This window comes from Pseudomonas sp. Yb2C2 (genome assembly GCF_052112325.1).
Taxonomy (GTDB): Bacteria; Pseudomonadota; Gammaproteobacteria; order Pseudomonadales; family Pseudomonadaceae; genus Aquipseudomonas; species Aquipseudomonas marginalis.
This window is the reverse complement of sequence record NZ_JAVAJK010000004.1, coordinates 107,212-120,008: the sequence shown is the minus strand read 5'-3', so window position 1 is coordinate 120,008 and position 12,797 is coordinate 107,212. Positions and strand designations below refer to the sequence as shown.

Below are 12,797 nucleotides of genomic sequence, written 5' to 3'. Positions count from 1 at the left end.
ATGAGCAAATTCTGGAGCCCCTTCGTCAAGGACCTCGTGCCTTACGTGCCCGGCGAGCAACCGAAGCTGACTAGGCTGGTCAAGCTCAACACCAATGAAAACCCCTACGGTCCGTCGCCCAAGGCGCTGGCTGCGATGCAGGCCGAGTTGAACGACAACCTGCGCCTGTACCCGGACCCCAACAGCGACCTGCTCAAGCAGGCCGTGGCCAAGTACTACGGGATAGACGCCGGCAAGGTGTTCCTCGGTAACGGCTCCGATGAAGTCCTGGCACACATCTTCCACGGCCTGTTCCAGCACGAGCTGCCGTTGCTGTTCCCGGATATCAGCTACAGCTTCTATCCGGTGTACTGCGGCCTCTACGGCATCAAGTCCGACCCGGTGCCGTTGGACGAGCAGTTCCAGATCCGCGTAGCGGACTACACCAGGCCCAACGGCGGGATCATCTTCCCCAACCCGAACGCGCCCACCGGCTGTGTGCTGGCGCTGGACGCCGTGGAGCAGATTCTCAAGGCCAGCCCGGATTCGGTGGTGGTGGTCGATGAAGCCTATATCGACTTTGGCGGCGAAACAGCCATCAGCCTGGTGGACCGCTACCCGAACCTGCTGGTGACCCAGACCCTGTCCAAATCGCGCTCACTGGCCGGTTTGCGCGTGGGCCTGGCCGTGGGCCACCCGGACCTCATCGAGGCGCTGGAGCGGGTCAAGAACAGCTTCAACTCCTATCCGCTGGATCGCCTGGCGATTGTCGGCGCGGCGGCGGCGTTCGAGGACCGGGAGTACTTCGAGAAGACGTGCCGGTTGGTCATCGACAGTCGCGACCAATTGGTCGCGCAATTGGAAGGCAAGGGCTTTGAAGTGCTGCCGTCGGCGGCCAACTTCATCTTTGCCCGCCACCCACGGCACGACGCAGCCGGCCTGGCGGCCAAGCTGCGTGAGCAAGGGGTGATCGTGCGGCACTTCAAACAGGAGCGGATTGCCCAGTTCCTGCGGATCAGCATCGGTACGTCGGAGCAGAACCAGGCGCTGATCGATGGGTTGGGTGAGCTCTAAGCCACACTGAAGATCAAAAAATGTGGGAGGGGGCTTGCCTCCCACATTAGGTTCTGCCATATGTGTTAGATCAGCGGCTCATCCGGCTTCTTGTTCTTCCAGCCATCATTGCCCGGCAGCAACAGGTTCAGGCCAATCGCTACCACCGCACACAGGGCAATGCCTTTCAGGCCGAAGTCATCCGGACCAGTCCCGGTTCCCACCAGCACCCCACCAATCCCGAACACCAGGGTCACCGACACAATCACCAGATTGCGCGCTTCACCCAGGTCGATCCTGTGGCGGATCAAGGTGTTCATCCCCACCGCGGCAATCGAGCCGAACAGCAGGCACAGGATCCCACCCATCACCGGCACCGGGATGCTTTGCAGCAGTGCGCCGAATTTGCCGATGAACGCCAGGCTGATGGCAAACACTGCCGCCCAGGTCATGATCTTTGGGTTGTAGTTCTTGGTCAGCATCACCGCGCCCGTCACTTCGGCGTAGGTGGTGTTCGGCGGGCCGCCAAACAGGCCGGCGGCCGTGGTGGCGATCCCGTCACCGAGCAGGGTGCGGTGAAGGCCAGGCTTCTTCAGGTAGTCGCGACCGGTCACGCTGCCCACCGCAATCACGCCGCCGATGTGTTCGATCGCCGGGGCCAGGGCCACTGGGACGATAAACAGGATCGCCTGCCAGTTGAACTCCGGCGCGGTGAAGTGGGGCAGGGCGAACCACGGGGCGGCGGCGATCTTCGCCGTGTCGACCACGCCGAAGTAGAACGCCATGGCAAAGCCCACCAGCACGCCGGAGATGATCGGCACCAGGCGGAAGATACCCTTGCCGAACACCGCGACGATCAACGTGGTCAGCAGCGCCGGCATCGAGATCATCATCGCCGTCTGGTAATGAATCAACTCGGCGCCGTCGCCGGATTTACCCATCGCCATGTTCGCGGCAATCGGTGCCATGGCCAGGCCGATGGAAATGATCACCGGGCCGATCACCACGGGTGGCAGCAGGCGGTCGATGAAACCGGTGCCTTTGATCTTCACGGCCAGGCCGAGGAAGGTATAGACAAAACCGGCCGCCATCACCCCGCCCATGGTCGCTGCGAGGCCGAACTGGCCCTTGGCAAGAATGATCGGGGTAATGAAGGCAAAGCTCGACGCCAGGAAGACCGGCACCTGCCGCCCTGTCACCAGTTGGAACAACAGCGTGCCCAGGCCGGCGGTGAACAGGGCGACGTTTGGATCAAGACCTGTGATCAGTGGCATCAACACCAGCGCGCCAAATGCTACGAAGAGCATCTGTGCGCCAGACAGGATCTGGCGCCAAAGCGGGTCGTTGAATTCATCCTGCATGCTCACGCGTCCTTCTGCTTGGTGCCGAAGATCTTGTCACCGGCATCGCCCAGGCCTGGGATGATGTAACCGTGTTCGTTCAGGCGCTCATCGATGGAAGCGGTGTAGATCTGCACGTCCGGGTGGGCTTTCTCGACGGCGGCGATGCCTTCGGGCGCGGCCACCAGCACCATGGCGCGGATGTCCCGGCAACCGGCTTTTTTCAGCAGGTCGATGGTGGCAACCATGGAGCTGCCGGTAGCGAGCATCGGGTCGATGATCATGGCCAGGCGCTCGTTGATTTCCGGTACGAGTTTTTCCAGATAGGTGTGGGCCTGCAGGGTTTCTTCGTTGCGGGCGACGCCGACGGCGCTGACCTTGGCGCCCGGGATCAGGCTGAGCACGCCTTCGAGCATGCCGATACCGGCACGCAGGATCGGCACCACGGTAATTTTCTTACCGGCGATTTTCTCGACCTGGACAGTGCCTGCCCAACCTTCGATGTCGTAGGTTTCCAGGGGCAAATCTTTGGTGGCTTCGTAAGTGAGCAGCGCTCCAACTTCCTGAGCAAGCTCACGGAAATTCTTCGTGCTGATGTCGGCACGGCGCATAAGGCCGAGTTTGTGTCGGATCAGCGGGTGGCGGATCTCGCGAGTGGGCATGGGAAAGGCTCCGGCGGCGGGCAAAAAAACCGGCCTAGATTAATCTATCCGAGGGTGTTGTCCTATAGACATCTAGTACGTTAGTCCATTAAGGCTTGCTCGGAGCGCATGAGAAGCGTACCTTCGCCCGCTTTTCTTGCCACAGCACCCCTTGGAGAGCGCCATGTCCGCTGATCTCGAGCATATCCGTCAAATCATGCGCGAGGCTGACTGCCTGTACACCGAAGCGCAAGTCGAAGCAGCGATCGCCAAGGTTGGCGCACACATCACCCGCGAAATGGCCGACACCAACCCGGTGGTCTTCTGCGTGATGAACGGTGGCCTGATCTTTGCCGGCAAATTGCTGACTCACCTGCAGTTCCCGTTGGAAGCGTCCTACCTGCACGCCACTCGCTATCGCAACGAAACCAGCGGTGGCGACCTGTTCTGGAAAGCCAAGCCGGAAGTTTCGTTCATCGACCGCGATGTGCTGATCATCGACGACATCCTTGATGAGGGCCACACCCTGGGCGCGATCATCGACTTCTGCAAACACGCTGGCGCACGTAAGGTGCACACCGCCGTGCTGATCGACAAAGACCACGACCGCAAGGCCCGTCCCGAGTTGAAAGCCGATTTCGTCGGCCTGCCGTGCATCGATCGCTACATCTTCGGTTACGGTATGGATTACAAGGGCTACTGGCGCAACGCCAATGGAATCTACGCCGTCAAAGGTATGTAACCTATGACTCGCTTTCTTGATCAGACGCTGTTTGCCGAGTTGGCCGAGAAAGCGGGCGCCAGCCCCCGTGGCCGGCATCATCACAACTTTCATCAGATGGAAGAACCGTGCCATCGCCTGGCCGTGGGCCTGCAGCCCGGCACGTATGTGCCGCCACATCGGCACTTGAGCGCGGATAAGGCGGAAACCTTGCTGGTCCTCCAGGGTCGCTTGGGCTTGCTGGTGTTCAGCGACACCGGCGAGGTGCTCGCCAAGCGCGTGATGCAGGCCGGCGGCGAATGCTCGGGCGTCGACCTGCCGCCCGGCGTGTTCCATGGCCTGGTGGTGCTCGCCCCCGACACGGTGATGTTCGAGTGCAAGGCCGGGCCTTATCGGCCGGTGGGCGAAGGCGAACTGGCCGATTGGGCGCCCCGTGAAGGCGACGCCAATGTGGCCGAGTATCAACGCTGGATGCTTGCCCAGTTCGATTGAGCTACAGTGCTGGGCCACCTCTTGCGGAGCGGCCCATGAGCCTGTTGATACGCACCTGCGCCGCCCTGGCGTTGACCCTCAGTCTGCCGCTGGCTGCGGCGCCTGCGCCGATGCATGCGCAGTTCCTGCCGCCGGACGATCTGACCCTGCGCGCCGAAACCCCTGACCAGCAGCAACTGCTGCAAGTCACCGAATATGCGGTGGTGGTGGGCAACCAGCGTCAATCCACGCAACAACCGATCCCGGTGACCTCGCTGCTGATGATCCGTCTCAAGGGCAAGTCCCTGAACAAAGGCGCGACTATCAGCCAGGTGGTGCTCAACTTCGATGCCGAAAGCAAAAGCTTGAAAAAGCCGGTCTACGATGACAAGAGCAAAACCTTGACCCTGTCCTACCCGGTGGCCCAGTACCGAGTGATTGTCGACCTGCTGCGCAATGACACGGTGTATGTGCAGTTCCTCAGTTACGCCAACGGGCATGTCTGGGCGGATGTGCATACCGGTGCTGTTCGTAGCAAATAGCAAAAACACTGAAGAACCAATGTGGGAAGGGCTTGCCCCCGTCCACATTGGTTCTTCACCGCTTTCGAAGCCTGCGCCTCGCAGGTAGACTTCAAACCCCGTGTAAATGTCTGCTGGCTGGAGTCGGTAATGCGTAAAGATAAGAAACAGGTGATTGGTGACGAGATCGGCGACGACCAGATCAAGTTGTTCCTGGACTTCGAGCCGGTTGACGCGACTTCCCCGTCCCTGCACAAACTGATCAAGGCCTACCGTGGCCTGCGTATCGACGACTTCGAACGCTTCCTGGTTTTCTTCAAGGCGGCCGGTTTGGACCTGGATGGCAAGGATGAGCACGGCCAGGCCTTTGTCGACCTGATCAAGGACCAGCGCAACGCCGCCGACTATATCGAGCTGATCGACAACGCCCGCGGCTGATTATTCCCGGCCACAAAAAACGCCCCGTTCTCATCGCGAGAACGGGGCGTTTTTGCTTTTTACTGTAGGAGCGAGCTTGCTCGCGAAAAAACAGAGAACGCCGCGTTAAACCAGATGCGCTGCGTTATCGTTAACGATCTTCGCGAGCAAGCTCGCTCCTACCGGTCTCGGCGGCAGATTCAACCAGTTCGAGGCTGATGTTGTTCTGCGTATTGATCTTGCGATACAGCTCGGCATCAGTCTCCAGGACCTTCTCCCGTGCCGGGAAGATCTCGTGCAGCTTGGTCGCCCACTCACCGGCAGTTTTCTGCGGGAAGCACCGCTCGATCAGTTCCAGCATGATCGACACGGTCACCGAAGCGCCTGGGGACGCACCCAGCAGTGCTGCCAGTGAGCCATCTTTAGCCGCGACCAGCTCGGTGCCAAATTGCAGCACGCCGCCTTTCTTCGGGTCTTTCTTGATGATCTGCACCCGTTGGCCGGCCACTTCCAGGCGCCAGTCTTCGGCTTTCGCTTCGGGGTAGAAGCGACGCAGGGATTCCAGGCGCTGCTCCATGGACTGCATCACTTCGCTGACCAGGTACTTGGTCAGGTCCATGTTGTCGCGGGCCACGGCCAGCATCGGGCCAATGTTGCCGGCGCGAACCGACAGCGGCAGGTCGAGGAACGAGCCGTGCTTGAGGAACTTGGTGGTGAAGCCGGCGTAGGGCCCGAACAGCAGGGATTTCTTGCCGTCGACTACGCGGGTGTCCAGGTGCGGCACGGACATCGGCGGCGAGCCCACGGCGGCCTGGCTGTAGACCTTGGCCTGGTGGTGCTTGACCACTTCCGGGTTGTCGCAACGCAGCCACTGGCCGCTGACCGGGAAACCGCCAAACCCTTTGCTTTCTTCGATACCCGAGGCTTGCAGCAGCGGCAGGGCCGCGCCACCGGCGCCGAGGAACACGAACTTGGCGTCCACTTCGCGGCTGTTGCCGCTGTTGACGTCCTTGATGCTCACGGTCCAGCCTGCGCCGTTACGCTTGAGGCCGGTCACGCGCTTGCTGTACTTGACCTGAGCGTCCGGGGAGCTGGTCAGGTGAGTGAGCAACTGGTTGGTCAGGGCGCCGAAGTTGACGTCGGTGCCGTTCATCACACGGGTGGCCGCGATTTTTTCGTCGAGCGGGCGCCCCGGCATCATCAGCGGCATCCACTCGGCCATTTCGCTGCGGTCTTCGGTGTAGTGCATGTCCGAGAACGCATGGTGCTGGCTGAGGGTTTCAAAGCGCTTCCTGAGGAACTCCACGCCTTTTTCGCCCTGCACGAAGCTCAGGTGCGGCACCGGGCTGATAAAGGACTTGGACGAGCCAAAGGTGCCCTTCCTGGTCAGGTAGGCCCAGAACTGCTTCGACACCTCGAACTGGGTGTTGATGTGCACGGCTTTCTTGATGTCGATGGAGCCATCGGCGGCCTGGGGCGTGTAGTTCAGCTCACACAGCCCGGCGTGACCGGTACCGGCGTTGTTCCACGGGTTGGAACTTTCCGCGGCACCCGAGTCCATCAGCTCAACGACTTCCAGCTTGAGGCCGGGGTCGAGCTCTTTGAGCAGTACGGCCAGGGTGGCACTCATGATGCCGGCCCCTACCAGTACTACGTCGACTGCTTCGTTATGCGCCATTTAACGCGTCTCCAAAATCTGCAGCACCAAATTGACGGCATGGCTGCCAGGAGTGACGGGGCGTTTCACGTGTTGCCCCAGGTTACCCATGGCCAGGATCGCCATGTCCGTTTCGCAATTCCTTGCACATTCAGCACACGCTTCCTGCCCGGCCTGATCTGCCTATGAACGCATTCATGGGCGCCTGTGGCAATTCGACTTATGGTCAAAGCGTGCGATTCGTGCAATCAATCCGTAGCGGACAGGCTCAAGCTCCGGTGTTTGCGGAGTACTCGGGCCTGTGTGGTTGGGCTGTTCCAGACGCTGATGGTGCTTGTACAAACGCCAAACTATTCATTTGCTCGCCACACTCTTGTGAAGTTGTGAAAACCCGTTTTTTTCACGCTCTTTTGAAGACGTGAACCTCAAAAAAGGGCTGCCCCGGCCTGGCACCTGGCCCGCAAACCTCTGCCGACACGCGGCAAAACGGGCAAACAACTCAAGTGGCCGAGCGCAATGGCAGCTCTGGCAGATTCGGCAAAGGCGGGTGGTTTGCAAAGGAAACAGCAAGCGCGCCAGCTTCACAGGATCTGTGTGGGCGGCTCTCTGTGGGCGATTCTTGGGGTTAATACCGAGGCATTAACGATGCTGCGAGGCCCGATCAGGAGACGTCCTTATAATCGGGGGGAGATTGTAGCGAAGAACGCCGGGGAAATGGGCGGGTTTTATGACTTTTATTAGGCGTTCGGTCAGGCGGCCAACGCCTGGTGACGTAGCGACCGCGCAGGGCGTGGGCTTACACGGGCGCGGGCCGGCAACGGATGATGCATCCAGCTCAGGCGAATTTCTTCGATTTCCACCCAGCCTTCGCCGACGGGAGGCTGGCAGCACGCTTTGAACGCCTGGCAACGGCCTTGCGCATCGAGCAGGGCGAACTGGCGAAGGGCGGGCTTGCGCGTAAACAGCGACCAGAGAAAATGCATGGCGATCAACCTCCTGAGATTGAGGCCAAGCATGCCTGCTTCGGATGACGAGCCCATGTAACGGCTATGACATATCGGTGACATCGAACCGCAGGCGAAGCCCCGGGTCACAGGTTGTAACTGACGCTAGTTCCCTGCAGGGGCGCCCCGCTATACTGCCGGCCTGTCGGTACCTGATTTCTGGAGAGAAGCGCATGTTGCAACGCCTGTTGTTCGGTTTGATCACTGTGACCAGCTTGACCCTGGTTGGCTGCGCCAACAGCCCGCAGCAACTGACCCCGGAACCGAAAATCACCACGCAGCTGGCCCCGGTGGGCCATGGCCAGCCGGTGTCGGTACGGGTGGTGGACGGTCGTCCGTCGCCGACACTCGGTTCGCGCGGTGGCCTGTACCCGGAAACCGCCCTGGTGTCGGTGAACGCTCAAGACGTGCTGCCCAAGCTGCAAGCCCAGGCGGAAGCGGCCGTGCGCCTGCTGGGTTTCACCCCCAGCCCCAACGCGCCGGGCGCTCCGCAGTTGACGATCACCCTGGCCGAGTTGAAGTATCAGTCGCCTAAAGACGGTCTTTACGTGACCGAGGCGTCCATTGGCGCCACCTTCAAGTCCGACGTCACCGCCGGCACCCGTCGCTACAGCGGCCGTTACGGTGCGTCGCTGAACCAGCGCTTCGGCATGTCGCCTAACCAGGAAACCAACACCAGGCTGGTCAGCGACGTCCTGAGCGATGCCTTGACCCGCCTGTTCAAGGACCCAAGCATCGGTTCATTGCTCAGCTCGCAGTAATCGCTCAAACAAAAAAACCGGGCTCAGCGATGAGTCCGGTTTTTTTATGCCTTCAGTTTCACGCGGCCGTGTCGATACAAAAGTCCAGCATGCTCACCCCCGTCAACAGATCGGCCTCGGGCAAGTCCGCATGCTGGTGCCCGCCAAGGGCGCAATACACCAGCCAGTGGCGGTCCTGCACGTTGAACGCCAGGCCGCCGATCAGCGCCTCCTGCTCGTCGCTTTGGGCAATCAGATACAGCCGATCCTGGTTGTGCGCGTGCAGCATGACAAGCTCCTGAATGTTCGAAGGGCAACAGAGTGGCTTGTTAAGGTGACGTTCAGGTGACGGCGTAAATTACTGGATACATTAGCCGTCCATGGGAGATGGAGCGGTTTTGGTGCTCGAGGCCACTACCGTCAAGGTTTGTATCTGAACCGATACCCACAGACTGTTTCATCGAGGTTTGCGATGGCGCTGCCCGCACTATTGATCAATGCCGTGGCTTTATCAGTGGCCTGCCCAGGCGCTGCGCTGCTGTTCATCACCCGCCTGCGCGAGCAACGCGCCATGGCTGAACTGACGGCGCAAAGTGAAGATCGCGCAATCGACCAGCCCATGCTGTTCCTGGATGTGCGCACCGAGCGGGCGCACCGTGTGGCTTACCGCATCGGGTTCGCCTGCCTTGGACTGGCGCTGGCTACTTCCTGGCTCAGCACCCGAATCTAAAAAAACGCAGAACCAATGTGGGAGGGGGCTTGCCTCCTCCCACATTTTCTTGATCGGTGGTTACAGCGGGATTCCAGCCTTGACCCGATACTGATTGCGCACTGGCGTCGCGTATTGCACCACCAGGAAAGGCCGGTGCTCGGCCGGGCAGTCGTTCAGGCGCCGCTCCCACTCCGCCTTCGCCTTGGCCAGTTCATCGGCCGGGAACACGTCGGCCGCCTTCGGCACCTGCAACTGCGGGTCGGCATCGCTCCACTGGGCGTACGCCAGGTAGTGCACCGGGAACAGCCGGTAGCCGCCGAGAATCTGCCGATCCATTTCCACGGCCAGGACCTTGGTGTCTTCGAAACGCTCGGTAATCGGCGGCGCGAAGTTGATATGTACGCGGCCTTTGTAGCCGGTGATGCCCAGCGCAATGCTGACGTCATCCTCGCCTTGCGCCTTGACGTAGGTGCCGGTGGTGGCGCGGATATACAGTTCGCGGGCCTTGGCGGCATCGCACGGGTCGTACTCGTAGCTGATGGACACCGGCGTCAGGTTGAGTGACTGGATCACTTCGGCAAACGGCTCGTCCTTGCGGCTGACATGGAACATCTTGAGGATCGCCGACTCGGTGCGGTCATCCCCGTCCTTGGCGCGGCCTTCGGCCTGGGCGATCCAGATCGACTGGCAGTCGTTGCGGATCGAATGGTTGATATAGGCCGACAGCAGGTTGAACGCCGCCATCTTCTCCTTTCGCCCGGTGATCGAACGGTGCACGATGAAGCTCTTGTTCAGGCGCATCAGGTCACTGACAAACGGCTTTTGCAGCAGGTTATCGCCGATGGCGATGCGTGGCGTCGGCAGGCCGGCGTGGTAGACGGCATAGTTGACGAAGGCCGGGTCCATCACGATGTCGCGGTGGTTGGCCAGGAACAGGTAGGCGGTGCCGGATTTGAGCTGTTCGACGCCGGTGTAGGTCACGCCGTCGGTCGCCCGGTCAATGGTGTGGTCGACGTAATACTCGACTTTGTCCTGAAGCGTGGCCACGGTGGTGACACCGGCGAACTCGCGGCGCAGTTTGCGCGCGATCATCGGCTTGAGCAGCCAGCCCAGGGCGCCGGCAAAGCGCGGGAAGCGGAAGTGGGTCAGGATGTCCAGAAAGGCCTTGTCACTGAACAGCCGGGCCAGCACTGCCGGGACTTCGCTGTCGTTGTAAGGTCGGATGGTATCGAATTCGCCCATCATGCTCTCTTGTTAGAAACGGCTAGGGTAAGTAAAGGAAATACCAGGGAGCGTCCGGGCAATTGGCCCGGCCGGAAAATAGCCCTGTAAATAGACCGGCGATTATACGCACAAGTCACCTGGGAGACTGCGATGCTGGAAACTGCTCTGTACGATTGTCCTTATTGTGGTGAGGCGGTAGAGACCGCGGTGGATTTATCCGGCGGTGATCAGACATATATCGAGGACTGTCAGGTGTGTTGCCGACCGATCATTTTCAACCTGCAGGTCCATGGTGAAGAGTGGATGCTCGAAACCCGCAGTGAAAACGAATAACAGGTACGCCCATGCAGCGAATCTACGAACCGGAAAACCTGATGGAAGGCGAGTTGCTGCAGCAAATGCTCGCCAGCGAGGGCATCGAGGCGCACCTGGTAGGGCGCCATTTGCTCGGCGGCACGGGGGAGTTGCCGATCTTCGGCCTGCTGGGGCTGGAAGTGGACAACGACCGGGCGGCTGAAGCCCGCGAGCTGATTACCGCTTATATCGGTGCGCAACCCCTGCCCGGCGACGAACCCGACAGCTTCCCCGACGTATTGGTCTGTTAGGCTGTCGGTCGGTTTACCCAAGAGTCGTGTTGCCCCATGTGTGGACGTTATGCCCTGTTTCGCTGGAACCCTACCTTTGCTGCCCTGCCGGGCTTTCCGACCGACCAGCAGGCCCAGTGGAACATCTCCCCGAATGATTCGGTGCTGATCCAGCGCCTAAATGACGGCCAGCGCACCCTGGCACGGGCGCGCTGGGGCCTGACGCCGCCCTGGCTGACTGACCTTTCCCGCACCCCGGCCCATGCCCGTGCCGAAACCCTGGCCGAGCAACCGATGTTTCGCGAAGCATTTCGCCAGCGCCGTTGCCTGTTGCCCGCCAACGGCTTTTACGAATGGCGCGGCACCCAGCGCAAGCGTCCGTACTGGCTGACGCCGGGGGAGGGCTCGACCCTGTTTTTTGCAGCGATCTGGGAGGCGTACCCGGTGCAGGAGCAGGTGTGGCTGAGTACGGCAGTGGTGACCCAGGCCGCCCAGAATCAGCGCCGGCCGTTGATTCTGGACGCGGCGGGTCAGGCCGCCTGGCTCGATCCCGAGACGCCCTTGCATGTGTTGCAAGGCTTGCTGGCCAGTGAGCCGGTCCCATTGCGTGAGCGAGTCCTGGCCAACATGGTCAATGATCCCAAGCTCAACGGGCCGGAGTGCCTGACCCCGGCCTGAGCCTGAGGCCGGTTGCTCACTGAAGTTGCCGGGCGTGTGAGATGTGTCCGAAATTCATCGGTTACACGTCTGTTGTATCTGGCGCCGATACAAATGAGCGCCTACGATACGCGCCATGTTTTCAGGGCGTCTTTTCAGGGAGAGTGTATTGATGAAGAAATCATTGGCCGTAAGTGTATTGGCGGCAGGCGTGTTGCTGGCCGGGTGTCAGTCGGTCAACACCACCAGCGGCGGCGCGGTCGGGGTTGAGCGCAAGCAATATATGTTCAGCATGCTGTCGAGCCAGGAAGTCGACCAGATGTATGCCCAGTCCTACCAGCAGACCCTGGGCGAGGCCAGCAGCAAAGGCCAGTTGGACAAGATCAGCGCCAATGCCAAGCGCGTGCAGGCGATCGCCAATCGCCTGATCGCCCAGGCGCCGACCTTCCGCCCGGATGCGGCGCAGTGGAAGTGGGAAGTGAACCTGATCAAGAGCGATGAGATGAACGCCAACTGCGGGCCTGGCGGCAAGATCTTCGTGTACAGCGCGTTGATCGACAACCTCAAGCTCACCGACGATGAACTGGCCGCGGTGATGGGCCATGAAATCGCCCACGCCTTGCGTGAGCATGGCCGCGAAGCCATGTCCAAGGCCTACGGCATCGAGATGGCCAAGCAGGGCGCCGGTGCGTTGTTCGGCCTGGGCCAGGACAGCCTGGCGCTGGCCGATACCGTGGCCAACTACGGCATGACCTTGCCCAACAGCCGCAGCAATGAAAACGAAGCGGACCTGATCGGCCTGGAACTGGCGGCCCGTGCCGGCTACAACCCGAACGCGGCGATCACGCTGTGGAACAAGATGGCCAAGGCTTCGGAAGGCGCACCGCCGGAGTTCATGAGCACTCACCCGGCCTCCGACAGCCGGATCGCCTCGTTGCAGGCAGCGATTCCGAAGGTGATGCCGCTCTACCAGCAGGCCAAGAAGTCCTGATCGACGCCGTGTAGGAGCGAGCTTGCTCGCGAAAAACGTCAACGATAACGCGTGTTGCCTGAATAAACGCGGCGCCGGTGAGTTT

Annotated in this window: 17 protein-coding genes; 11 read left to right on the top strand and 6 right to left on the bottom strand. The window is 60.8% G+C overall.

The features are described from left to right. Window positions 1–1,053, top strand: coding sequence for a histidinol-phosphate transaminase (gene hisC, locus Q8X51_RS06810; protein ID WP_407693129.1), 1,053 nt, complete (start codon window positions 1–3; stop codon window positions 1,051–1,053). A 65-nt stretch (window positions 1,054–1,118) separates the two neighbouring features. Here the strand turns inward: hisC and Q8X51_RS06805 are convergent, their stop codons facing one another. Both Q8X51_RS06805 and upp read right to left on the bottom strand, forming a co-directional pair. After that, the gene (locus Q8X51_RS06805) at window positions 1,119–2,393 is read right to left on the bottom strand and encodes a uracil-xanthine permease family protein (RefSeq protein WP_027604799.1); all 1,275 of its coding nucleotides are present in this window, start codon (window positions 2,391–2,393) and stop codon (window positions 1,119–1,121) included. Between the two features lie 2 nt (window positions 2,394–2,395). Next, window positions 2,396–3,034 (bottom strand): uracil phosphoribosyltransferase, encoded by a 639-nt coding sequence (gene upp, locus Q8X51_RS06800; RefSeq protein ID WP_027604798.1) that lies wholly within the window; start codon window positions 3,032–3,034, stop codon window positions 2,396–2,398. Between the two features lie 163 nt (window positions 3,035–3,197). On the opposite strand from upp, the gene Q8X51_RS06795 reads away from it, so the two are divergent. From Q8X51_RS06795 to Q8X51_RS06780, 4 genes are all read left to right on the top strand, one after another. After that, the gene (locus Q8X51_RS06795) at window positions 3,198–3,755 is read left to right on the top strand and encodes a hypoxanthine-guanine phosphoribosyltransferase (RefSeq protein WP_027604797.1); all 558 of its coding nucleotides are present in this window, start codon (window positions 3,198–3,200) and stop codon (window positions 3,753–3,755) included. A gap of 3 nt (window positions 3,756–3,758) precedes the next feature. After that, entirely contained in the window at window positions 3,759–4,226 is a 468-nt protein-coding gene (locus tag Q8X51_RS06790; protein WP_330214512.1) for a WbuC family cupin fold metalloprotein, read from the top strand. A gap of 35 nt (window positions 4,227–4,261) precedes the next feature. Then, the gene (locus tag Q8X51_RS06785; protein ID WP_407693130.1) at window positions 4,262–4,747 is read left to right on the top strand and encodes a hypothetical protein; all 486 of its coding nucleotides are present in this window, start codon (window positions 4,262–4,264) and stop codon (window positions 4,745–4,747) included. 129 nt (window positions 4,748–4,876) lie between these two features. Beyond that, window positions 4,877–5,164: a PA4642 family protein gene (locus tag Q8X51_RS06780; RefSeq protein ID WP_407693131.1), complete on the top strand. Its 288-nt coding sequence runs from the start codon at window positions 4,877–4,879 to the stop codon at window positions 5,162–5,164. A gap of 130 nt (window positions 5,165–5,294) precedes the next feature. Here Q8X51_RS06780 and mqo read toward each other — a convergent pair whose 3' ends face one another. Both mqo and Q8X51_RS06770 read right to left on the bottom strand, forming a co-directional pair. Then, window positions 5,295–6,821, bottom strand: coding sequence for a malate dehydrogenase (quinone) (mqo, locus tag Q8X51_RS06775; protein ID WP_137211558.1), 1,527 nt, complete (start codon window positions 6,819–6,821; stop codon window positions 5,295–5,297). A gap of 728 nt (window positions 6,822–7,549) precedes the next feature. After that, window positions 7,550–7,783: a hypothetical protein gene (locus Q8X51_RS06770; protein ID WP_065924281.1), complete on the bottom strand. Its 234-nt coding sequence runs from the start codon at window positions 7,781–7,783 to the stop codon at window positions 7,550–7,552. A 194-nt stretch (window positions 7,784–7,977) separates the two neighbouring features. Between Q8X51_RS06770 and Q8X51_RS06765 the strand changes: the two genes are divergently transcribed. Beyond that, a complete protein-coding gene (locus Q8X51_RS06765; protein WP_065924280.1) occupies window positions 7,978–8,565 on the top strand; it encodes a YajG family lipoprotein in 588 nt (195 codons plus the stop codon). A gap of 58 nt (window positions 8,566–8,623) precedes the next feature. Here the strand turns inward: Q8X51_RS06765 and Q8X51_RS06760 are convergent, their stop codons facing one another. Next, window positions 8,624–8,833, bottom strand: coding sequence for a hypothetical protein (locus Q8X51_RS06760; RefSeq protein WP_027604790.1), 210 nt, complete (start codon window positions 8,831–8,833; stop codon window positions 8,624–8,626). 183 nt (window positions 8,834–9,016) lie between these two features. Here Q8X51_RS06760 and Q8X51_RS06755 point away from each other — a divergent pair, with 183 nt between their 5' ends. Then, window positions 9,017–9,274 carry a hypothetical protein gene (locus tag Q8X51_RS06755; RefSeq protein WP_065924279.1) on the top strand — a complete coding sequence of 86 codons (258 nt, stop codon included), beginning with the start codon at window positions 9,017–9,019 and terminating at the stop codon, window positions 9,272–9,274. A 60-nt stretch (window positions 9,275–9,334) separates the two neighbouring features. Here the strand turns inward: Q8X51_RS06755 and Q8X51_RS06750 are convergent, their stop codons facing one another. Further along, window positions 9,335–10,498: a 1-acyl-sn-glycerol-3-phosphate acyltransferase gene (locus Q8X51_RS06750; protein ID WP_174562722.1), complete on the bottom strand. Its 1,164-nt coding sequence runs from the start codon at window positions 10,496–10,498 to the stop codon at window positions 9,335–9,337. 132 nt (window positions 10,499–10,630) lie between these two features. Between Q8X51_RS06750 and Q8X51_RS06745 the strand changes: the two genes are divergently transcribed. The 4 genes from Q8X51_RS06745 to Q8X51_RS06730 all read left to right on the top strand — a co-directional run bounded on the left by Q8X51_RS06745 (window position 10,631) and on the right by Q8X51_RS06730 (window position 12,712). Then, a complete protein-coding gene (locus tag Q8X51_RS06745) occupies window positions 10,631–10,813 on the top strand; it encodes a CPXCG motif-containing cysteine-rich protein (RefSeq protein WP_027604787.1) in 183 nt (60 codons plus the stop codon). Between the two features lie 11 nt (window positions 10,814–10,824). Continuing rightward, the gene (locus Q8X51_RS06740; RefSeq protein WP_027604786.1) at window positions 10,825–11,085 is read left to right on the top strand and encodes a putative signal transducing protein; all 261 of its coding nucleotides are present in this window, start codon (window positions 10,825–10,827) and stop codon (window positions 11,083–11,085) included. Between the two features lie 36 nt (window positions 11,086–11,121). Continuing rightward, entirely contained in the window at window positions 11,122–11,742 is a 621-nt protein-coding gene (locus Q8X51_RS06735; protein WP_323145735.1) for an SOS response-associated peptidase, read from the top strand. Window positions 11,743–11,893: 151 nt separating this feature from the next. Beyond that, window positions 11,894–12,712: a M48 family metallopeptidase gene (locus Q8X51_RS06730; protein WP_407693132.1), complete on the top strand. Its 819-nt coding sequence runs from the start codon at window positions 11,894–11,896 to the stop codon at window positions 12,710–12,712. The last annotated feature ends 85 nt before the right edge of the window (window positions 12,713–12,797 follow it).